We start from the raw sequence: 22,456 nt of genomic DNA on the forward strand, positions 1-22,456 counted from the left end.
CAACCAGCGAGCATATTCAACCAGCGAGCATATTGAAACAGCACATCTGAATCGGCGGAGGGCTCCGGAATCTGTTCGTGTACACAGGTAAAGGCCAGCTTGGCTTTGATCTCGGTCATCGGATTCAAGGGAACGCCCTGGTCAGAGTGAGCAGGGGCTGTGCCGCTATCAGAGGCGGCCAATACCAAGCTTGTCAGCAAGAAAGTCCGGCGCATCAGTCGATGATCCTTTAGGGTCTTTTCGTCGTAATAAACTCGACAAGCGAAGTGTCAGGCGTCAATTTTTCGGTTATTGATGCTTCTCGCGCCCTACCCCAACAGTCGCCACTCAATGCGCTCCTCGTTGACGGTGATAGTGTCTGGCAGCAAAAAGCGGCGTACGCGCCTTTGCACGCTAAGCGTGGGCATTATCTCGTCCTGCTCGAAGCGGCGGATAGCACCGTCTTTGTACCCCGAGCGTACGTTCAGGCTGAAGCCCACCGCTTCCCAGTAGCCTGTCTGCGGGCACGGCTGGCCACTGGTGCAGGTTGGCGCCGGGTAACTGACCTTGATGAACGCCGGTGATTCGGGCGTGGGTTTGCCGGTGGCGGGTTCGAGAAATTTGGTTTTAGCTAGTTGATCAATCAGCCCTTCGCTGGGTTTTGGCGGCGGGACATTGGCCAGACGGGCTTCCAGCCATTGCAACTTGCCGTCCCAGGCAGGGAGTTTGGCCGGCGGCAAGGGGAGGATTTCGTTGATCTCGGGGACCTTTGGGTCGGCGTAGGAGTAGTTTGCGAGAATTCGCCAGATTTTTTCATAGCGTTCGGCGCGTTCGAGATCCTCATTCAAGCCTAAATAGTCCGACCGGTCACCCGGTCGCGGACCGCTGAAACCTCCGATCAAAGTGGAAGCCGAGGTGCTGTCACCTGCGGCCACAGCCAATTGCAATGCTTCGAGCGCTTCTGGATAAAGCCCGTCTATCGATAGATCCATTCCCAGGGACCTCGCGGCCTCGCCATGGCCTTGCTCGGCCGCACAGCGCCGCATCTGCCGGGCAATATCCGGTGCAATGTCAATGGGTGCCAGCTTCTCTCCCACTGCGTACTGGGCTTGGGCACTGCCTTGATCGGCAGCCTTACGGAAGTAGCGCAACGACATGTCTTTGTCCTGCTTCAGTCCGGCTGAGCCGCTTTTCAGCAATATGCCGATAAAGTAATACCCCGATGCAATCCCCGCATCGATCAGTGTCCTGGACATGTCTTTGTCCTGCTTCAGTCCGGCTGAGCCGCTTTTCAGCAATATGCCGATAAAGTAATACCCCGATGCAATCCCCGCATCGATCAGTTCCTGGCTCAGACGCAGATATTCCTCGCCACGAAGATTGAAATGGCCGCGCATAGCGCCATTTTGCAGGTTGATATTGGCTTTGTAGTGACCGTTCTCGGCAGCTATCCGGTACAGCCGCTCAATCTCTAGATCGACCGTCTTGTCCTGCTTGAGCAGGTTGCTCTTCTGCAACCAGCGAGCATATTGAAACAGCACATCTGAATCGGCGGAGGGCTCCGGAATCTGTTCGTGTACACAGGTAAAGGCCAGCTTGGCTTTGATCTCGGTGAAACAGCGAGCATATTGAAACAGCACATCTGAATCGGCGGAGGGCTCCGGAATCTGTTCGTGTACACAGGTAAAGGCCAGCTTGGCTTTGATCTCGGCCATCGGATTCAAGGGAATCTCCTGATTAGGGTGAGTGAGGGCGGCGCCGTTATCACAGGCGACCAGCAGCATGCTTGTCAGCAAGAGAACCCGGCGCATCAGTCGAGATCTTTCACGGTTTTTTCATCGTAATAAAACTCGATCAGCGAAGTGTCAGGCGTCAATTTCTTTGATTGGCGTTCCTTGTTTCTACTAATGATTTCCTGCCAAACATCAAACGCCACTGCCGGATCATCCTGCCCCCCCTTCCCACTCGTATGCAGATCCCACAACCGCCGCCGCAACGCCTGCGTCACACTCATCCACTCATGGGCAATATTCAGTTCGCTATCCACCTGCATACTGCGGGTATTGATGTTGGCCGAGCCGTGGGTAGTGAACACATCGTCGACGATCATCAACTTGGAATGGATGTACACCGGCATCCACGGCTTGCCGGCCGGAGAGTCGGGCGCGACCAGCGAGCACACATGGACTTTCAGGCCCGGACGCGGCTGCGGGGAGAGCACGCTGTTCTCGATCGCCTTGATCTGGTCGCTGAGCACAGCCCGCCGATACTCATCGCCCCAGTGCGTTTCAATCCGCGCCTGCCGGGCTTTGTCGCTCAGGTTGCCGCCGCCCAGCGAGTCGGTCAGCCGGGTCAGCGTCAGCAAGGCCTGTTGCTCCAGCAGGTCAGCCAGCGCCGGTGCCTCTGCTTGCGCTTTGGCGTTGGCCTGTTCAATACGCTTTAGTTTGGTGATCTCAGGAATGGCGTCGCCACGCCCCAGGTTCTCAAGCATGCGCTGAGTGTTCACCGTGCCCGCACCCATGCCATCGTTGGTGGCATTGGTGACCACGAATAGGTGCAGGCTGCCGTGTAACCCCGGATCGCGCCCTGCGCGGCTTTGATCGGCAGCGGCCTTGATGATGGCTTCGGCCAACGGCGGCCAGCGAAAGTACTGGTTCTCGATGTAGATGAACTGGGTGGCGTTGTTGACTGCGTTCAGGTAGAGCTTTTCGATATCACGCTTGCCCTCTTGTGCCTGGGTACGCAGGAGTTGGGCCAACTGACGAGTGATGCCTGGGGCGCACTGCAACTGTGGCCCAACCTGCTTGGCCTGGCGTGAGGCAAGCAAGTCCTCACCGGTCTCCTTGCGCCAGGCAGTGGCGAAGTTATGGTGCAGGTGCTCCAGAATCGGCCCGCTGACCTGGCTGGAAATATCCTGGCGGGGCGTATCGCCACGGGCGCCGCCATTGGGTTCAGGCTTGTGGCCTTCAGAGCGGTTCAGCGCGGAGTGGGCATCGGTGTCCCAATATTCGTCGAGCATGTTGTGGCCCATGACGAAGCCGACGGCTTTGTTCGTATCTCCATAGTCAACCAGCACGGTTTTTTGATGATGGGTGGCGGTCGCGCTCAACGTAGCGACTGTGGCGTTGCTGAGCTGGCGGTCGAGGCTTTTGTACCTGGCCTGATAGGCGATTTCGGTCCGTTCGTAAACGCTGAAACCACGGCTGACGAACACTGGAATATTACGCGCGGCCCGCAGCCCTTCCGCCATGAAGTCGGCGACTGCACAGTTGGCAAACCAATAGCGGTCGAACGCATATTGATCCTGCGTGGCGCTTTGCAGTGCTCGGTCCTCGATACGCAAAGGACCTTTTCCAGGAAGGTTGGCCTCACCCGCTTTGCCGGCGCTGTTAAACGGCATCTCCCAACCCAGCACCCGAACCTCGACACCTTGTTTCGCTTTGTCCATCAACAGCTCGCCGATACTCGGGCTTGCACCGTCACGAATAAAATGCATCGACGGCTGGAAGCCCCAGCAGATAATGTCGACAGTCCGGCTGGCCTGGGCGATTGCCTGATGCACGGCCCTGAAGGTTTCTTCGCCGTTGATCAGCGGCAGATAGGTGGCCTTGGCGGGCGGGTATTCGGTGTCCTGTACGTACCATCGTGGGGTGCACGTGGCTTGCTGGGTTTGCTGCAGGGCTACGGGTACGACAATGTCGGTCTGAGTCATGCGATTTCGCCTTTCTGGTCACTGGCTGCGCTCACCACCTCGGCGTAAACCGCACGGTGATCGGTGTGCGATATGGGCTGGCTCACCTCGCTATCTGTCTGTGAGCGATGGTTGTGCAAACCGGCGTTGGCGAGGACTGCTTGCTCGGCATTGCGATATTCACTGGGCACCGGTATCTGGTAGCTTGCCCCGTTGGCCATGACCATGCGGTACTTTCGGGTGACGACCTGATGATCGATGGTTATATGTCCGGTTTTATCCAGCACGCCCTGCTTGATGACCGCATCGTCGGCATAGAGCGTGTAGGGCATGCCTGCCCAGCCTTGCTGGGTGGCATTGGCGGTTGGCGACACGCTAAACCGCAAGGGCTGTCTGGACAGGCTTTGGGGGTACTCCGGCTGTGAGGCGTTCATGCTTGCTGGCCCCAGGTAGGCGAAGTGCGCCGACTTCACGTTGTAATCCCCCAGGGTCCCGGACTCGATGCAGCTCTGATCCAGGGTGATGTAGCTGCCGCCCGCGTTCAGGGTGATTTTCTTTTTCGCGACGATGCGGATTTCATCCTCAGTACTGGTGATGCTCAGCCCGTTACGGGCCATCAGTTCCAACGTGTCGTTCTGTGCCTGCACGCTCACAGGCCCCTGATTGGCGATCAGCTTGATACCCAGCTTGCGCACGAATAGGCTCACCCCCTGCCCCACGCCGATAAACAGGCGCTTGATCACACTGATATCCGCCTCGCCACCGGCGTTGAGCATCAGGTTGTTCTGCGCTGCCAGTTGCAAGTGCTTGCCGCTGGTCAAGGCGATGCCTTGAGGGGCGCTGAGCAGCAGCACGGACGAGGCAAGTTGCTCAATGTCTTGTTTGAGCAGGTTTATCTGCGCTTGCACATCTGCCGGATCGGCTTTGGCGGCTTGGGCATCAACCGACACCCCCTCCAACTGGTCTGCAGCCTGTTGCAAGCGCCCCAATGCAGCGCTCATTTCCAACATCTGGCCGTTGGCCCGCGACTGCACGTCAGCACTGATAAAAAGACCGCTGCCCGCCCGAATGGCGCCATGCCCATCGGTACGCAACTCTGCGCCCTGGCCTCGTGGCTTGCGCTCGGCATCCACCAGATGCCCTAGATTCAACTGGCTCTTGCCACTGTGCTCGGTACTGAGCTTGACGTGCTCCTGCCCCCGCGTGTCGTCCATACGCAGTTTGTTGTTCGCCGGGGTGCGCAGTACGTTGCGTTTGTAGTTGCGCAACGTCACGTGGTCGACGTGTTGGCTGTCGTGCAGGGCGTGGGCGATGTAGGGGCGGTCGGGGTCGCCTTGCTCAAAAGCGATGGCGACTTCGGTGCCGGCCAGTAGCGGCAGGTGCAGACCGTGGGTGTCGCCAGCGTAGGGCCGGGCCAGGCGTAGCCAGAGGCTTTCTTCGCCGAGCTTCCAAGTGTCGCGGTCGAATAGGAAGTTAACCTTGTAACGGCCCTCGAGGTCGATGTGGCCGTAGGGGTCGTGGTCTTGGGGGCTGGTGACACGGGCCGGGACGGTGCCGGCGATTTGTGGTTTGTCCTTCAGTTCGGGGCGAAAGCACACGGTTTCTGAATAGGGCATGGCCTGGAGGGTGGCTTCAAAGCTTTGGTCGCGGGCAGCTTTGGTGGTCAGGCCGGTGATCACCGCGCCCGGCGTAAAGGCCTGCGGGGCACCGCCGGAGACCTTGAGTACCTGGCCCGGCGCCAGGGTGGCGCTGCTGCTCACGCCGCTAAGTTGGGTCTGCCCATTCAGATAACACTCGTGGCGCAGACGGGCGTAGAAATAGCCGCTTTCGCTTTGCAGATCCTCGTCTTGGTCCACCCGGTCGCCGAGGGCCGTGTAAGGTTCGGCGTAGTGATAGGCCTCACCGTAGGTGGTTGGCGCACCCCGGCTCTGGTCGATCTCACCGCTCAGGTGGGCGCTGGCATCGCGGTGGTGGTAGGCACGAAAATGCACCTGTTGCTCGACCACGGCGTGGCTCGATTGCAGTTGCCACACCGCATCCTGGCCGCTGCTGCCAAGCCCGGATTGCGGGCGAAGGGGCAGTTCGATGTCGAATTGGTAGAGGCGTTGATCGTCGCAAAACTCGACCACATCGATGCCCAGGCGCTCGTCACTGGTGAAGCGGTACCAGATGCCGACCTCGGCGAGCAGCCGGGCGATAAAGTCCAGGTCGCTCTCGCCGTATTGCATGACCTGTTCACGCTTGGGGTAGTCACGTTTCAAGCTGAACAGAAAATCCTGGCCTTCCAGGCCGTGGCGGCCGCGCAGGATGCTTTCGACGATTTCCGGCACTGATTGATGCTGGTAGATACGGAACTGCCGGCCGCGACCGAGCAGGGCCAGGCGCGGCTGCAAGGTGATCTCATAGGTGGCCTGGTCGTTGGAGCCGGACTGGCGCTTGAAGCCGGTGACCACGCCACGCAGGGTGCGCAGCGGTTTGACCTCCGGTGCGCTGAGTCCGGCGACCGGCAGTTGTTGCGGCGCGGCGTGCAGGCTGAAACTGGCGTCCTGGCCGAGCAAGCTTTCCGCTGCCAGATCACGCTCGGTGCTGGTGAATTCCACGCGATAGGTGAAAAGTTGGCTTAGGTGTTCTTGGCCCTCAAAGGCCAACACCTCGAGCAGGGCCTCGACATTGCGCACACTCAGCTTAAACCGGCTGTGGTCGAAAAAAACGCTCGGTAAAACGCTGGAAGCCATCCCTTTTATTCCTGAACGCGAAAGAGTCCAGAGAGTAAAGATTTGTTATCGGTAGTTAATGTCGGAAGATTCGACTTTACAAGAAAGATGCTTCTGTATTCGCATCCACAAGTCCGATAGGCCGACAAACCAAGGTAGTCGTCGGTCTTTGGCCGAATGTGCCGGGGGCGGGCTGATGAAGCTGTGGGGTATTTGAAGGCCTCATCGGGGGCAAGCCCCCTCCCACATTTTGAGCACACCGCATTCCCCTGTGGGAGGGGGCTTGCTCCCGATGGCGATGGTCCAGGCACTACACATCATCGATATGCCTATACTCCAACTGCAACCCCATCGCCAGCTCTTGAGCCCGCCCCAACCTGATCGGCCCGCGCTCAATATCGACCAGCACTCCCGGGCACTCCAATCGCGGTAACGCGTCAATCGCCTTGAGCCGCCCATCGGTCACCACCAGCAACTTCTGTTGCTCCACCGGATAGCGCTTGCGCCGCGCCGCGAGCCACTCCCCGGCCTCGGCCAGTGCCGCCAGCAATGGCGTGCCGCCGCCGGCACCGAGCTGATCCAGCCAGCCCGCCAGGCCTTTGGCAGCCTTCAGGCCTTGCACCTGCCACTTCGGCGATGCGCCGCTCGCCGTCAGCAATGCCATGCGCGCCCGTTGCCGGTAAGCATCGTCAAACAGCTGGGCCAACAACCCCTTGGCATCGGTCAACGCGCGATGGCGCCGAGTCGACGCCGAGGCATCGACGATCACCAACCACAATTCAGGCGCTGAACGACTACGCAGGTGAAACAGCAAATCGTCCCGGGATTGCGGCCGGCCGTCGAGCAAAGTGCCCGGCCAATTGATCGTGCCCTGCTGTGCGCTGCGCGCCTTGCCCTGCCTGCCATTGTCCAGTCTGCCCGCCTGGGGCCGGGCATCCGCCCCCGCGTCAGGTCGGGGGCGAATGCCTAGGGCTTTTTTGGCCAGGCCGGCACATCGCGGCGTGCGCCGGTGGGCAAGGCCGGTGCGGGCATATCGCCCCATTGACCCTGGCCAGGGGAGGTCTCAGACGGCTTCGACGACTGCCCCTCATTCGGCGGCGCGGCCGGTGGCGTTTGCGGCTGACGGCGATGGCGCAAGGCAAACTCGGCCACTGCTTCGATATCTTCCTCGGCGATGGCTGACGCGCCACGCCACGCCGCATGGGCACGGGCGCCGCGCAACCAGACCAGATCGGCGCGCAAGCCATCGACGCCTTCAGCAAAACAGCGTTCGGTGATCCGGGCCAATGCCAGGTCATCCAGCGGGATGCTGTCGAGCCGTGCCCGCGCCTGGGTGCAGCGCTCGCGCAAGGCGGCCTGGGGTTCAGCCCACTGCGCGCAGAACGCGGCTGGATCGGTGTCGAAATCCAGGCGACGACGGATGATCTGCCCGCGCTCGGCAGGCAAGGTCTGCCCGCTCAGCGCCACATTAAAGCCGAAGCGGTCGAGCAGTTGCGGGCGCAACTCACCCTCCTCCGGGTTCATGGTGCCGATCAGCACAAAGCGCGCCGAATGGCGATGGGAAATGCCGTCACGTTCGATCAGGTTGGTGCCGCTGGCGGCCACGTCCAGCAGCAGGTCCACCAAGTGGTCTGCCAACAGGTTGACCTCATCCACATACAGCACACCGCCATCAGCCTTGGCCAACACGCCGGGGGAAAACTGCGCTCGGCCTTCGCCCAGGGCTGCATCCAGGTCCAGGGTGCCGACCAGCCGCTCCTCGGTCGCGCCCAAAGGCAAGGTGACGAACTGCCCGCTGGCCAGCAGGTCGGCCAGGCCACGGGCCAGGGTCGACTTGGCCATGCCCCGCGGCCCTTCGATCAGCACGCCGCCTATCCTCGGGTCGATGGCAGTCAGGCACAGCGCCAGTTTCAGCTCGTCGGCGCCAACCACGGCGGACAGCGGGAAATGGGGAGTCTCAGTCATCGGCTGTCTTCTTCTATATCCAGCAATAGGTTTTCCAGCGCCTCGCGATACGCCCCCGGCTCCTGCCACATGCCACGCTGCTGGGCTTCGAGCATGCGCTCTGTCATGTCCCGCAAAGCGTCGGGGTTGTGTTGCTGCACAAAGGCGCGGGTGTCAGGGTCGAGCAGGTAGGCATCGGCCAGCAGCGCGTATTGATGATCGTCGATCAGCGCGGTGGTGGCGTCGAAAGCGAACAGGTTGTCCACGGTCGCGGCCATTTCGAACGCGCCCTTATAGCCATGGCGCTTGACGCCTTCGATCCACTTGGGGTTGGCGGCGCGGGCGCGGACAACCCGGTTCAGCTCTTCCTTCAAGGTACGGATTCTGGGCAGGTCCGGCTGGCTATGGTCACCATGATAGCTGGCGGCCTTGTCACCGCTCAGGGTTTCCACGGCGGCAAGCATGCCGCCCTGGAATTGGTAGTAGTCATTGGAGTCGAGCAGGTCATGCTCGCGATTGTCCTGGTTCTGCAATACCGCCTGCACCTGGCTCAAGCGCTGGGCAAATTGTCCGCGGGCGGCGGTGCCCTCGTCGGACCCACCGTAGGCATAACCGCCCCAGTTCAGGTAGATCTCAGCCAAGTCTTCACGGCTCTGCCACAGGCGCCCGTCAATGGCGCCCTGCACACCTGCGCCATAGGCACCGGGCTTGGCGCCGAAGATGCGCCAGCCGGCCTGCTTCGCCGCAGCCTCTAAGTCCAGGCCCGACGCCAGCAGCGCCTGGCGCTCGCTGCGCACCTTGGCGGCCAGCGGGTTCATGTCATCCGGTTCGTCGAGGGCCGCTACCGCCTGCACCGCCGCATCGAACAGACGGATCAGGTTGGCGAAGGCATCGCGGAAGAACCCGGACACACGCAGGGTCACGTCGACACGCGGGCGGTCCAGCAGGCTGATCGGCAGTATTTCAAAATCATCCACCCGCTGGCTGCCGGTGGCCCATACCGGGCGCACGCCCATCAGCGCCATGGCCTGGGCGATATCGTCGCCACCCGTGCGCATGGTGGCCGTGCCCCACACCGACAAGCCAAGCTGGCGCAGGTGGTCGCCGTGATCTTGTAGATGTCGCTCAAGAATCAGATTGGCCGACTGGAAACCGATGCGCCAGGCCGTGGTGGTCGGCAGGTTGCGTACATCCACAGTGAAGAAGTTACGCCCCGTCGGCAGTACATCCAGGCGACCGCGACTGGGCGCACCGCTGGGCCCTGCCGGTACAAACCGCCCGCCCAGGGCATCCAGCAAGCCGCGCATCTCCGCTGGGCCACAGGCGTCCAGGCGTGGCGCTACCACGATACGCAGGCTTTCTATCACCGACTTCACGTCCTGCCAGCCGGGCTCTTCCAACTGCTCGAGGGGACCTTCCAGCGCCTGCTCGATCAGGCGTGCTGCGTAAAACTCCAGGCGTTCGCGGGTATCGCCGGCGGTGCGCCATAACTGCCCGTCGATCTTCTGCAACACGGGCGGACGCCGTCCCGTCCAGGGCTCGGCCAAGGCGCAATCGAGCGGATCAAAGCCCAGGTCGAATGCCTTGGCCAGTACCCGCAGCAGGCTCGATTGCGGGCCACGGCCGTCGCCACGGGGAATTCGCAACAAGGCCAGCAAGGTGTCGATGCGCAAGCGGCCCTCGGGTGATTCGCCAAAAACATGCAGACCGTCGCGGATCTGCGATTCCTTCAAGTCACACAGGTAGGTGTCCAGGCGCGGCAGCCAGATGTCGGCGTCAGCCTCGCTGTCCAGCTCCAGCTCCTGGTCGATGCGGGTTTCGCGCACCAGCTTGAGAATGTCTTTTTGCAGCTCAAGGGCGCGGCGCGGGTCGAGCAATTGCGCCTCGTAGTACTCGTCGGCCAACAGCTCCAGGTTACGCAACGGGCCGTAGGTTTCGGCGCGGGTCAGCGGTGGCATCAGGTGGTCGATGATCACCGCCTGGGTACGCCGCTTGGCCTGGGCACCCTCGCCCGGGTCGTTGACGATAAACGGGTAGATGTTCGGTAGTGGCCCGAGCAATGCATCCGGCCAGCAGTTTTCCGAAAGGCCCACGCCTTTGCCCGGCAGCCATTCCAGGTTGCCGTGCTTGCCCACATGGATCACGCCATGGGCACCGTAGGTGTGGCGCAACCAGAAGTAAAACGCCAGGTAGCCATGGGGCGGCACCAGGTCCGGGTCGTGGTACACGGCGCTGGCGTCCACCTGGTAACCCCGGGCCGGCTGGATGCCGACGAAGGTCAGGCCCAGGCGCAAGCCGGCGATCATCATGCGGCCGTCGCGAAACATGGGGTCGTTTTGTGGCGCGCCCCAACGTTCCAGTACGGCCTGGCGATTAGAGTCCGGCAGGCGCTCGAACATCGCCTGGTAATCCTCCAGGCCCAGGCTTTGATGGCACGGGCGCAGGTCGAGGCTGTCGAGGTCATTGGTGACACCCCCGAGCAGCGCATGGATCAGTGCGGTGCCACTGTCGGGAAGCACTTCCGCCACCGGGTAGCCTTCAGCTTGCAAGGCGCGCAGGATATTCAGCGCGGCCGCCGGGGTGTCCAAGCCGACACCATTGCCAATACGACCGTCACGGGTGGGGTAGTTGGCGAGGATCAGGGCAATGCGCTTGTCGGCATTGGGCACCCGGGCCAGGTCAACCCAGCGCCGCGCCAGTTCAGCGACAAAATCCATGCGTTCGGGCGCTGCGCGGTAGCACACCACGTCGGACTGGCTGCGTTCGCTGCGCCAGGCAAGGTCCTTGAAGCTGATCGGCCGGCTGATGATGCGCCCATCCAGCTCCGGCAGGGCAATATGCATCGCCAGGTCACGAGGGCCGAGCCCTTGCTCACTGGCCTGCCAGCCGGGTTGGTTGTCCTGGGCGCAGATCGCCTGGATCACCGGGATATCGCGGCGAAATGGGCGCAGGTGCGGGGCTTCGGGGCTGGACTGGGCAAAGCCGGTGGTGTTGAGGATCACGGCGGCTTGCACGTCGTCCAGCAGGTCCTCGACCACCGCAAGGCAACCGGGTTCTTTCAAGCTCGCCACCGCGATAGGCAGCGGATTAAGGCCCGCCGCCTGCAAGCGCTGGCAAAACACATCGATGAAACCGGTATTGGCCGCCTGCAAGTGGGAGCGGTAGAACAGCACCGCAGCCACAGGGAAGTCGGGGCGCCAATCTACCTGCCAGTCATTGAGGCGGGCATTGGCTGTATTGGGGTGATAGATCGCCGTACGCGGCAAGGTTTGCGGCTCGGCCCAGAGATAGTCGCGGCCCAGATGGGCGCTGGCCAGGCAATGGTAAAAATCCAGCGCATTACCCAGGCCACCCTGGCGCAGGAAATGCCACAGGCGCTCGCGCTGTTCGGCATCAACAGTGCTCAGGGCGCTGAGCTCCGGGTCGGGTCGGTCATCCCCCGGCACCAAAATCAGCGTGACGCCGCGTTCGGCCAGCTCCACCAGGCGCTCGATGCCGTAGCGCCAATAACCAATGCCGCCGTGCAGGGAAATCAGGATGACCTTGGCGTGGCGCAACACCTCATCGACGTACAGGTCGACCGAGGCGTGGTTCTGCACCTGCATCGGGTTGGCCAGGCGCAGGCTCGGGTAATCCTCGGGCAACTGCCGGGCCGCTTCGGCGAGCAGCGCCAGGCTGGAGTCGCCGCTGCACAGGATCACCAGTTCAGCAGGGGTTTGGCCAAGGTCGGCAATATTGTCGTCCGCGACGAAACCACCGGGTTGGGTCCTGAGCAGGTGCATGGTTAAACGCTGAGGGCAGCGCGCAATTGCGCTTCAAGGCCGGCGGCATCCAGTTCCTGGCCGATCAGCACCAGGCGCGTGGTACGAGCTTCATCGGCCCCCCAGGCACGGTCGAAGTGTTTGTCGAAGCGCGTGCCCACACCCTGGATCAGCAGGCGCATCGGCTTGTTCGGGATCGCGGCGAAACCTTTGACGCGCAGGATGCCGTGCTGCACCACCAATTGAGCCAGGGCGTCGAGCAGCAGCGCTTCTTCGGCTTGGGGCAGGTCGATGGAGATGGAGTCGAAGGCATCGTGATCGTGATCGTCTTCACCTTCATGATGATGATCGTGATGGCTGTGGCGAGCGTCAATGTGCTCCTCGGAGCCTGCGCCCAGGCCAATCAGCACGTCCAACGGCAGGCGACCGCTGCTGGCTTCGATGACCTTCACTGCTGGCGGCAGCTCCTCGGCGACTTCCAGGCGCACGCGGGCCAGGTCTTCGGCGCTGATCAGGTCGGCTTTGTTGAGGATCACCAGGTCCGCGCTGGCCAGTTGATCAGCGAACAGTTCATGCAACGGCGACTCGTGGTCCAGGTTCGGGTCGAGTTTGCGCTGGGCGTCGACCTGATCCGGGAACGCGGCGAAGGTGCCGGCGGCCACGGCCGGGCTGTCGACCACGGTGATCACCGCGTCAACGGTGCAGGCGCTGCGGATCTCCGGCCACTGGAAGGCTTGCACCAGCGGCTTTGGCAGGGCCAGGCCCGAGGTTTCGATGAGGATATGGTCAAGGTCACCGCGACGGGCAACCAGTTCGCGCATCACCGGGAAGAACTCTTCCTGCACGGTGCAGCACAGGCAACCGTTGGCCAGTTCGTACACGCGGCCATTGGCTTCTTCTTCGGTACAACCGATAGAGCACTGCTTGAGGATTTCACCGTCAATGCCCAGCTCGCCGAATTCGTTGACGATCACCGCAATACGACGGCCCTGGGCGTTGTCGAGCATATGACGCAACAAGGTGGTCTTGCCCGAGCCAAGGAAGCCGGTAACGATGGTGACGGGGAGTTTGGCCAGTGTTTTCATCGGATGCCCTTTGGGGCGGGCATACGGGACGACAGGCCCTGCGGCGGCGCGCAGCAGCGGATTTCGTCACCGGATCACCCCGCCCGGTTGAATTGGAAAATCGGTGACGAGGCAGGTCTCCTGGCTTGGGGCGTACAGGTCTTGCGACCAACGCTGACTGCGCCTTCCCGCCGTCTCGGCAGTGGCATGGCAGTCAACTGAACCCTTCACAGTTGCGGGGGCAGCCGCGGCTTGGACCGCGTTCCCTTCTTAGCTTCGGCCTGGGCCGAAGAACCTCGAGCGAGCAAGGCTACGCAGTGCGGGAGAAGGGGTCAATGTTGATCGCGCATCCGACCTCGAGAAACGCCGAAACCACTCAGGCAGCGGCCGGCCTGTTGAAGCGGCTACTCCCTACCCGCTGGCATGCTGCTTCTTTTTTAGGAATAGGCCCACTTAACCGGAACATTACTGATGATGTCGGGTGTATTTATCGGACCGTGGCTTTTGAGGAAAAAGTCAAAACGGCCGTTGCCCGTCAGATCGATAGCCAACCTCGATAGGTTGGCGTGGCGGTTGTAACTTAGAACAGCTTGACCCGGTTCGCCCGATAACCGCCTTACAAACGTCAACGCGCCAATACCGGCGTTTTTCAACAAGGCCGAAATGTCGATTCTGTCGGTGCCACTCACAAAGTCCATGATCAGGTCAGGATTTTCCAACGTGGAATCGCTGGCGTGGTCATAAGCAAAGGTATCCGCCCCCCCTGCCCCCCTCAGCCAATCGGCGCCCGCTGCCCCCTTGAGCACATTGTCCGCATCGTTGCCGATGATCGCATCATGACCAGAGCCGCCGATTGCGTTTTCAACCGTAACGCCTTTGGCAATAGAAACATTCCCCCGCAAGCCTCCAACATCGGAATAGGATTCAGCGTTGAGGTTGATAGTTTGGTTTTGGCGATATTTGGAAAAATCCAACGTGTCGTTACCTCCACCGTCCCACACACAGAATATTGCCGTATCCCTGGGATGATCGAGTTGATAATAGTCTCGACCCGAATTGGAGTTAAAACCGTAGGTGGTGTCTGAATTACGTGTCCTATAATTGGCACCATATACCCGCTGGACACCCGCAATATCACCCATCAAGGGTGCAGCAGAGTACTTTCCTTGATGGTTCTGACCACTTAAGTCGGCATCGAAGTAGCTCATGACAGTATGGCCACGAGTATCCTGAGCATAAACGGCGTCGCGAAAGTAACTGGGATAGGCGGAATCGTTGCTATTGTCATAGTCCGCAGGATGCAAAAGACCCAGTCCATGCCCTATTTCATGGGTAAGCGTATATCGGCCATGATTGTTAATGGCAGGGGCAGCATTCGTGCCAAAACGGGGATTGATGAGGACTTTAACGTCTTCGCCTGGCAATTGGGCGGATGCAACCCGGGGCACCTCACTATTGGAAAAAGCCAGGTGCCCTTCCCCACGGTCGGTACGTTCCTGGAAAGACACGTTCGCCACATCGGCCCAGGACTGCATGGACAGTCTGGCCTGGTTTTTCTGGGTGGCATTGAACGCTCTCTCCCCTTCCCCCTGGGTATCGAATGTATAGGAAACCTGCGTGACACCATCACCATTGCTGTCATTCCATTTCTGGCCACTTCGGGTGAGGTGCTGAGCGATCTGGTCCGCGGTAAAAATCGGCTTGTCAAGACCCGGTATTGGCCTTAAATGCGGGTCGAATGTACGCAACGTGGGATCGGAAGAGCTGTTTTGTTGAGCCTCTGCGGACGGGTTATAGGAGCGTTGCACGCTGTTAGTTATCTGCACAATGGGCACCATCAATTTTGACTATTCAAGGGAGACAAAACCACAACCACGAGCATCAGTAGGGAGAAACGCAAAAAGCGTTCCCGGACAGCTTGCCCAACGATTCAACGCCTGCATCACTCTAAATAACCAACCTACGAATGGAGCATTAGTTCACTGAACATCCCGTCTCAACAACCTATTGAAAAGTAAGTAAAAGCCCGAATAACCCACTTACACCCATACAATATATTTTTATATTTCGGCAACAGAACGAATAACCTTTCTTCCTTTTGAAACATGTAAAAGCTCATGTTCCGCTGCATTCGCTAACGACAAGTAAATAAAGATTGTGGACGCGTACAGGGCCACCCCTCTCGTTGCCTTGGCAGCGTATTCCGCCATTTGACGTAAGCGCTCGCCGCATGCTCTCCTACACACCTTGTTTCGGGTGCCCTTCACAGGGTGAAACGGGAAACCGGTGCGCCATAGACCTATGGCAAGTCCGGTGCTGCCCCCGCAACGGTAAGCGAGCGAAGCGTCAAATCCACTGTGCTGTGCATGGGAAGGAGACGCTTATCAGGTGGAACTCTTCCAAGAGCCGCCCCTCGCAAGCCCGGAGACCGGCCCGAAAAATTCAGATAACAAACCCGCGGTGGGCGGGCGCTGTTCAGAACCCTGCGTGCCTGGCTCGCGTGGTTTGCATGCGCTCGTTTCACTCTGACACCTGATAGGGACGCGCCATGTCGATCACCACCAGCACCTCGCACTCCGCCAGCAGCACTGCCACCTTGAGCCAACGCCTGACCGCCGCAATCGGTGCGTCGATCCTCGGCGCGTGCCTTGTATATTTCGCCGGTTTCTCCCATATCGAGGCAGTGCACAACGCGGCCCACGATACCCGCCACAGCGCCGCGTTCCCGTGCCACTGAGACCTGCCGATATGATCAAGCGTATTGCCCAGACCGCAGGGTTCACCGGCTTGTTGGCCGCCCTACTGTTGACACTGCTGCAAAGCTTGTGGGTTGCACCGTTGATTTTGCAGGCGGAGACCTATGAAAAGCCGCCGGCAACCACCGAAGTCACCCATGAGCATGCCGGCGCCGCTGCGCACACCCACGACGCCGAGGCCTGGGAGCCGGAAGATGGCTGGCAGCGGGTGCTCTCCACCACCGGTGGCAACCTGGTGGTTGCCGTCGGTTTTGCACTGATGCTGGCCGGCCTGTACACCCTGCGCGCACCGACCCGCACCGCCCAGGGCTTGCTCTGGGGCCTGGCGGGTTACGCAACCTTCGTGCTGGCACCCACCCTGGGCCTGCCACCGGAATTGCCGGGCACGGCTGCGGCTGACCTGACGCTGCGCCAGAGCTGGTGGATAGGCACCGCCGCCTCCACCGCCGCCGGTATTGCGCTGATCGTGTTCGGCCGCAACTGGCTGTTGAAAGTGCTGGGCGTGGCGATCCTTGCCGTGCCCCACGTGATCGGCGCACCGCAGCCGCAGGTGCACTCGATGCTGGCCCCGGAGGCTCTCGAGGCACAATTCCAGATTGCCTCGCAATTGACCAACGTGGCGTTCTGGCTGGCCCTTGGCCTGATCAGCGCCTGGTTATTCCGCCGCCACCGCGACGATCGATACTCGGCATGATCCTGGTGGTCGGCCTGGGGTGCCAGCGCGGTTGTGATGTTCACGCCCTTCTGGACCTGTTTGACGCCGCCCTCGCCGAGGGCGGCATTGAACGCAAGCGTATCAGCGCCCTGGCGAGCCTTGATCGCAAACAGGATGAGCCCGGTTTGGTGGCCCTCGCCCATCTTCTGGGCCTACCGCTACAGTGTTTCAACGCCGAACAACTGGCAGGTTATGAACATCGCTTGAGCCATAAGTCAGCGGTCGCTTTTGCCCATGTAGGTTGTTATGGCGTCGCCGAAAGTGCCGCCCTGGCCCTGGCCGAACACCTCTCGGGCAGCCCATCCCGCCTGCTGATTACCCGCCGGAAAACCAACCAGGCCACCTTTGCATTAGCCTGCGCCAGTTAAAATCCCGATAATTGCCGTTATCGATCATGAATAATCTTCATGCTCACCCGTTTTTCAACAGGAATTTCCCATGACCGTCTACTTCATCGGCGCAGGCCCCGGTGACCCGGAACTGATCACCGTCAAGGGCCAGCGGCTGATCCGCAGTTGCCCGGTGATCATCTACGCGGGCTCGCTGGTGCCTGCGGCGGTGCTGGAAGGCCATCAGGCGCATCAGGTGGTCAACAGCGCCGAACTGCATCTGGAGCAGATCATCGACTTGATCACGACCGCCCATGGACAAGGCCAGGATGTGGCACGCGTGCACTCCGGCGACCCAAGCCTGTATGGGGCGATTGGCGAGCAGATCCGTCACTTGCGTGAGCTGGGCATTCCCTTCCAGATCATTCCCGGGGTCACGGCGGTAGCGGCTTGCGCGGCGCTACTGGAAACCGAGCTGACCCTGCCGGACATCGCCCAGAGCGTGATCCTGACTCGCTATGCGGATAAAACCAGCATGCCCGCTGGTGAGGGCTTCGACAGCCTGGCCCGGCACGGCACGACCATGGCGATTCACCTGGGGGTCAATCACCTGGAGAAGATCGTCGCCGACCTGCTGCCTCACTATGGCGCCGATTGTCCGATTGCCGTAGTTCACCGTGCAACCTGGCCGGATCAGGATTGGGCCGTGGGCACCTTGGCGGATATTGCCCAGAAGGTCGCGGCCAAGGGGTTCCGGCGTACGGCGTTGATTGTGGTGGGCCGGGTGTTGGCCAATGACACTTTCAGTGAGTCTTCACTGTATCGGGCGGGACATGCGCACCTGTACCGACCTTGATTTTTTACTTTATAAAATTAAATCAACGCACTGATTTAAATGAATAAATACCAATAAAATGTGGGAGGGGGCTTGCCCCCGATGGCCATAGGTATCTACACACTTCATAGCAGTCACCGGTAACCACGATGCGCAGCGAGCCGCTCTTGATCTTGATCTGCTGTTGATCCTAGGCGCCCCGTTAAACCACGCTGGCCGGAATTCGACAGGGATTTGGGGGGTAAACCGGCAGGGATGCCGGTTTAGCCGCCCCGCGCCATGGATGGGGGAGGTGCCGAGTGGTGGGGCAATAGCGTTTTGGTTACTTTTGCGCTTTTCAAAAGTGACCCGCTGTAAGAGCGGAACCAATAGTGGCCGTTACCTAAATAACGGATATGTACTCGATCAACCTACAACATCCCGATCGGTGGTCAGGCCGCCATCGGGGGCAAGCCCCTCCCACACTTAATCTTTATTATTAGATAGATATCATAAGCCCCTGAATTTTAAGCACAAAAAACGGCGCTCACGGGGCGCCGTTTTTTCTTCGCAGTGAACACCTTACTCAGTAGTAGGCATTTTCTTTCTGCGTGTGGTCAGTCACGTCACGTACGCCCTTGAGCTCCGGAATGCGCTCAAGCAAAGTGCGCTCGATGCCTTCGCGCAGGGTCACGTCTGCCTGGCCGCAGCCCTGGCAGCCGCCGCCGAATTTCAATACGGCGATACCGTCATCCACTACGTCGATCAGGCTCACCTGGCCGCCATGGCTGGCCAGCCCTGGGTTGATCTCGGTTTGCAGGTAGTAGTTGATGCGCTCGTTGACCGGGCTATCAGCATTGACGTTCGGCACCTTGGCGTTGGGCGCCTTGATGGTCAACTGGCCGCCCATGCGGTCGGTAGCGTAGTCGACCACGGCGTCATCGAGGAAGGCTTCGCTGAAGGCATCGATGTAAGCGGTGAAGCTTTTCAGCCCCAGGGCGATGTCTTCAGGTTTCTCTTCACCCGGCTTGCAGTAGGCGATGCACGTCTCGGCGTACTGGGTACCGGGCTGGGTGATAAAGACGCGGATACCAATACCCGGGGTGTTCTGCTTGGACAGCAGGTCAGCCAGGTAATCATGGGCGGCGTCGGTAATGGTTATGGCAGTCATGGAAACTCCTCACAGGCTTGCCGGCAGTTTACGCCAAATCATTACAGAGGTACAAAGTCCTAGTATTTTTGTCGGGAAATAATTGCCTGATCCTCGACACCCAGCCAACGCTTGAGCGGGCGATAGGTTGCCTTCTCCAGCCATTGGTAGCTGACGTATGCGCCCAGCGCCGTCACTACGATGCAAACCGGCAGGATTGTGTAGGGATCTATTGCGTTTCGCTCAGCAACCCATCGCCCGGCGGCCAGCACCAGCACGTGGATCAGGTACACCGAATAAGAGCAATCGCCGAGCATTTTCAAAATGCGCGAACCTTGGAAGTAAGGCTCCAGAGTTACACAGCTGATAACCAATATTGCGCTGGGCACACCCCACTCAAGCGCACGGGGTACATCTGCCCCGTGATAGATCGCCGCCAGGGCTACCGCGATCCCGGATAATGGCAGCCACGCCCGGGCCCGGCACCAGCCACGCTGGTACAACATGCCGATCACGATACCCATCAGAAACTCAAGCACGATGTCGTTATGGTAAAAACCGCTGGCCAGGTCCAGGGCGGGACTGAGGGCACAGCACACCAGGTATAACAAACCTGCCACCACCCACAACCGATATGAACGGCCAACCAGCAAGGCCAGGGCAAACAGAACGTAGAAGAGCATCTCGAAGTTCAGGGTCCAGCCAGCATCCAGCAGCGGATAGACCCCATACCCTCCTGGGTTCTCAGCAGGTATAAACAGCAGCGACAGCAGCACATGGCCCAGCGCCAGCTCAGCATCGGGAAACATCGACGGCACTGTCAGAACCAGCACAGCCATGAGCAGCGTATAGAACCAATACGCCGGAGCGATCCGCGCCAGACGCATCAGCATGAATTGCCACGGCGTGAGCGCCTTATCTGCGGTGGCGAGGAAAATCACCAGGCCGCTGATGACGAAGAATATGTCCACCCCGATGCCGCCTTTGTCGGCAAACAGATAAGCCAGTGGGTTACGCACCTCAAATTCGAAAAACACTTGCGTAAAGTGGTGCCCGAACACCACCCACGCCGCCAGCGCCCGTAGCGCTTGCACTGAAATCAACATCGTCGGAGTACCTTTTCCAGCCTATCGACAGATATCCGACTGCTTCAGCCCCCGCGTGGAGAAATGACCGGATTAATAGCTGTAGTTATAGGTTCTCATAGCGGTTCATGTCCAATACGCCCTCTTCCACCGGCGTGGTTTCATGAATGTACCGCGACAAGTCGTGGAAATACTGCCAGAACAACGGATGGCTGCGGCGCACACCCCAGCGCTCGACAATCTGCTCAAACCCCTTGGCATCCTGGGCCTGCTGCATGCGTGCGACAAATTCAGGCACTTCCCGGGCCGGAATATTGAACATGAAGTTCGGATAACTGCTCATCACCCCGGGATAGATGGTCAGCGTGTCCAACCCCGGCTGGTAGCGATACGCCTCACCGAGCAGGAACGCGACGTTACTGTGGGCGCGGTTGCGCAGCATGCTGTACACCACACGCTGGCCGCTGACGGTCTCGATGCGCAGCATCGTGGCCTCGGGCAACTGGTCGATCACCTTGAGCCCCGCCGCAGGCCGCGACGTCAGGCGGCTGAGCGCCTGTTCGGCATCCTGCAGGCCTGGGTCGATAGCGCTGCGCGAGCAATAGGCCCCCGTGCAGCGGTTGATCGGATCCGGGCTTGCATTCAAAGCGCCATAACGCGCCAACAGCTGGTTGGCAAAGTCGCGCTTGGGGTCCTTCTCGTCCAGATGCAAGCCCGTGGGCTTGTCGTCATCAATGGCTTCATAGTCCAGCCACAACTTGAGCTTGCCGCTGTTCTGGTACCAGTCATCAAGGAAGTCCTCGCGGCTGTCAGCCGGCATCAGGCGCAGGAAGTTCTGCTCGGCGCCGTTACGGATCAAGTCGAAGTACAGGCGCGTCTGGGCCTGGTGCGACACGTTGCCAAACACGTCGAAGTTCACCGCCAACTGGTAATAGGTACGCTCCAGCAGCGGGTAATCGAACAGCCACATTGTTTGCGGCACCTCGCCGATCAGGCCTTTGGTGACCGAGGCGCTGTCGAAATGACGGAAGATGCTCAGCAAGGCATTGTCACTGCCCGCCCACAGGCTCGACCAGCTCGGTGGCGGCACGTCTGCATAGCTGTCACGGCGCAAGGCTTCGTATTGGTTGCGCTTGTCGCGATAGGCCAGCCACAGGCTCAGCACGCTGCCCACGTCATCGTTCTGTCCCGGCATCGCCAGCAATGGCGTGGTCTGCCCACGATAGCGCGCATCGGTGATGTAGAGGTCGTGGTCCGGGTCCTGGAACAGAGCCCAGAAGTTATCGCGGATCACATCCGTGGCGATCTGCCCACGACACACCGGCCCGCGGATAAAAGTGCGCACGAAGTATTCGGCGTTATCCAGCATGAACTGGTAGCGAGCCTTGGCCGGGATGGCTGCGAAGGTTTCGAACGGGTTGGCGCGGCGCCCGGGGCCGTAGCCCGGCAAAGCACTCGCTTGCCAGTCACCGGAATAGAACAGCGCCTTGATCCGCGCCATTTTCGCCGGGCTGAACGGGTAAGTGATGTGGGTTTTATGCACGATCACGCCCTGCACCGGCCACAGGCGGTAATAGACTTTGGTACCAGGATCATCATTGGGACGACGCGTGGCGATCAGGTCGATGGGCTGGCCGCTTGGCGTACGTGAACGTACCCATTGGAAGAAATGCCCCGGCTCGCCGTTCTCAAAGTGGATATGGGCCAGGAACAGATGCTCGTACAACCAGCGCGCCACCAGGCTTTGCCGGGCACCGGGCTGGTTGAACAGGTTTTCCCATTGCTGCACCTGCAGGGCCTCTTTGGCGCTGGGTGCCAGGCCTTGTTCGTCAATCGGTGCACCGGAGGCCAGCCAGCGTTGCAGGGTCTGGTATTGCTGGTCGGACAAGCCAGTGACGGCCAGCGGCATGCCTTCCTTGGGATGGGCGCCGGCGTAGGTGTTGAACTCGCCAGGCGTCGCGCACATGTTTTCGCGGTTCAGGCCCAGGACGATGTCTTCCGGCAGCTTGGCATTAGGCTGCAACGGCGCGTTGTGCCCCAGCTCCAACATGCGTGCCATCAGCGCGGCCTGGCTGCCCTGGGCATCGAGTACCGAATAGAAGTCCTTCTGCTGCCAGGCCTGCTGGCCGAAAGCGTCGTAGAACAAGCGGGTGGTCGGTGCCGCCCGGCTCCGCTCGCCGTCGTATACCGGCACCTTGCTCGCACCACGGGCCGCGCCCTCGGCACTGCCCAGGTTAAGCTGGCAAGCGGAGTCGTAGCAGGCATGGCAGGCCACGCACTTCTCGGTGAAAATCGGCTGGATGTCGCGGGTATAGGAGATCGCCGCAGCGGGACCTTGTGCCTGGGCGGTACAGGCGACCAGTGCCAGGAAGGCGCTGGTGAAAAAGCGAAGTGACATGTATCCGGTCCCGATTCAATGCGTGCGCTAAAAGTGCCGGCAATTCTACCGGGCCA

Annotated in this window: 15 protein-coding genes, 1 pseudogene and 2 riboswitches; of the genes and pseudogenes, 4 read left to right on the forward strand and 12 right to left on the reverse strand. The window is 60.4% G+C overall.

Going from position 1 to position 22,456, the window contains the following annotated elements:
* The 9 genes and pseudogenes from ASD70_RS29375 to ASD70_RS10990 form a co-directional block, all read right to left on the reverse strand.
* Nucleotides 1-215 (reverse strand): annotated as a pseudogene (locus ASD70_RS29375) (SEL1-like repeat protein); the annotation flags it as partial.
* A 93-nt stretch (nucleotides 216-308) separates the two neighbouring features.
* Complete coding sequence (locus tag ASD70_RS10955) at nucleotides 309-1,790, reverse strand: SEL1-like repeat protein (protein WP_056846430.1); 1,482 nt, start codon at nucleotides 1,788-1,790, stop codon at nucleotides 309-311.
* Nucleotides 1,790-3,691: a phospholipase D-like domain-containing protein gene (locus tag ASD70_RS10960; protein ID WP_056846431.1), complete on the reverse strand. Its 1,902-nt coding sequence runs from the start codon at nucleotides 3,689-3,691 to the stop codon at nucleotides 1,790-1,792. The genes ASD70_RS10955 and ASD70_RS10960 overlap by 1 nt, the downstream gene beginning before the upstream one ends.
* Nucleotides 3,688-6,405 (reverse strand): type VI secretion system Vgr family protein, encoded by a 2,718-nt coding sequence (locus ASD70_RS10965; protein ID WP_056846432.1) that lies wholly within the window; start codon nucleotides 6,403-6,405, stop codon nucleotides 3,688-3,690. The genes ASD70_RS10960 and ASD70_RS10965 overlap by 4 nt, the downstream gene beginning before the upstream one ends.
* 289 nt (nucleotides 6,406-6,694) lie before the next feature.
* Complete coding sequence (locus tag ASD70_RS10970; RefSeq protein WP_056846490.1) at nucleotides 6,695-7,297, reverse strand: vWA domain-containing protein; 603 nt, start codon at nucleotides 7,295-7,297, stop codon at nucleotides 6,695-6,697.
* Between the two features lie 53 nt (nucleotides 7,298-7,350).
* Nucleotides 7,351-8,349, reverse strand: coding sequence for an ATP-binding protein (locus tag ASD70_RS10975; RefSeq protein WP_056846433.1), 999 nt, complete (start codon nucleotides 8,347-8,349; stop codon nucleotides 7,351-7,353).
* Nucleotides 8,346-12,110, reverse strand: a complete 3,765-nt coding sequence (gene cobN / locus ASD70_RS10980) for a cobaltochelatase subunit CobN (protein ID WP_056846434.1) — start codon at nucleotides 12,108-12,110, stop codon at nucleotides 8,346-8,348. Before cobN ends, ASD70_RS10975 begins: the two co-directional genes overlap by 4 nt.
* A 2-nt stretch (nucleotides 12,111-12,112) precedes the next feature.
* Nucleotides 12,113-13,174 (reverse strand): cobalamin biosynthesis protein CobW, encoded by a 1,062-nt coding sequence (cobW, locus tag ASD70_RS10985; RefSeq protein WP_046072340.1) that lies wholly within the window; start codon nucleotides 13,172-13,174, stop codon nucleotides 12,113-12,115.
* A gap of 93 nt (nucleotides 13,175-13,267) precedes the next feature.
* A riboswitch (cobalamin riboswitch) is annotated at nucleotides 13,268-13,467 on the reverse strand.
* Nucleotides 13,468-13,590: 123 nt separating this feature from the next.
* On the reverse strand, nucleotides 13,591-14,979 hold the full coding sequence (locus ASD70_RS10990; RefSeq protein WP_056846491.1) for a M10 family metallopeptidase C-terminal domain-containing protein: 1,389 nt from the start codon (nucleotides 14,977-14,979) through the stop codon (nucleotides 13,591-13,593).
* A 411-nt stretch (nucleotides 14,980-15,390) separates the two neighbouring features.
* A riboswitch (cobalamin riboswitch) is annotated at nucleotides 15,391-15,604 on the forward strand.
* A 97-nt stretch (nucleotides 15,605-15,701) separates the two neighbouring features.
* Here ASD70_RS10990 and ASD70_RS10995 point away from each other — a divergent pair.
* From ASD70_RS10995 to cobM, 4 genes are all read left to right on the forward strand, one after another.
* Nucleotides 15,702-15,890: a CbtB domain-containing protein gene (locus tag ASD70_RS10995; RefSeq protein WP_046072339.1), complete on the forward strand. Its 189-nt coding sequence runs from the start codon at nucleotides 15,702-15,704 to the stop codon at nucleotides 15,888-15,890.
* An 11-nt stretch (nucleotides 15,891-15,901) separates the two neighbouring features.
* Nucleotides 15,902-16,603 carry a CbtA family protein gene (locus tag ASD70_RS11000; protein ID WP_046072338.1) on the forward strand — a complete coding sequence of 234 codons (702 nt, stop codon included), beginning with the start codon at nucleotides 15,902-15,904 and terminating at the stop codon, nucleotides 16,601-16,603.
* Complete coding sequence (locus ASD70_RS11005; RefSeq protein WP_056846435.1) at nucleotides 16,600-16,992, forward strand: cobalamin biosynthesis protein; 393 nt, start codon at nucleotides 16,600-16,602, stop codon at nucleotides 16,990-16,992. The genes ASD70_RS11000 and ASD70_RS11005 overlap by 4 nt, the downstream gene beginning before the upstream one ends.
* Nucleotides 16,993-17,062: 70 nt before the next feature.
* Complete coding sequence (cobM, locus tag ASD70_RS11010; RefSeq protein ID WP_056846436.1) at nucleotides 17,063-17,809, forward strand: precorrin-4 C(11)-methyltransferase; 747 nt, start codon at nucleotides 17,063-17,065, stop codon at nucleotides 17,807-17,809.
* Between the two features lie 544 nt (nucleotides 17,810-18,353).
* Here cobM and nfuA read toward each other — a convergent pair.
* The 3 genes from nfuA to ASD70_RS11025 all read right to left on the reverse strand — a co-directional run bounded on the left by nfuA (nucleotide 18,354) and on the right by ASD70_RS11025 (nucleotide 22,400).
* Complete coding sequence (gene nfuA, locus ASD70_RS11015) at nucleotides 18,354-18,938, reverse strand: Fe-S biogenesis protein NfuA (RefSeq protein WP_056846437.1); 585 nt, start codon at nucleotides 18,936-18,938, stop codon at nucleotides 18,354-18,356.
* Between the two features lie 59 nt (nucleotides 18,939-18,997).
* On the reverse strand, nucleotides 18,998-20,023 hold the full coding sequence (locus tag ASD70_RS11020) for an acyltransferase family protein (protein WP_046072335.1): 1,026 nt from the start codon (nucleotides 20,021-20,023) through the stop codon (nucleotides 18,998-19,000).
* Between the two features lie 85 nt (nucleotides 20,024-20,108).
* Nucleotides 20,109-22,400, reverse strand: coding sequence for a fatty acid cis/trans isomerase (locus tag ASD70_RS11025; protein WP_056846438.1), 2,292 nt, complete (start codon nucleotides 22,398-22,400; stop codon nucleotides 20,109-20,111).
* Nucleotides 22,401-22,456 lie beyond the last annotated feature (56 nt).

The organism is Pseudomonas sp. Root569 (genome assembly GCF_001427465.1).
GTDB classification, from domain to species: Bacteria; Pseudomonadota; Gammaproteobacteria; order Pseudomonadales; family Pseudomonadaceae; genus Aquipseudomonas; species Aquipseudomonas synxantha.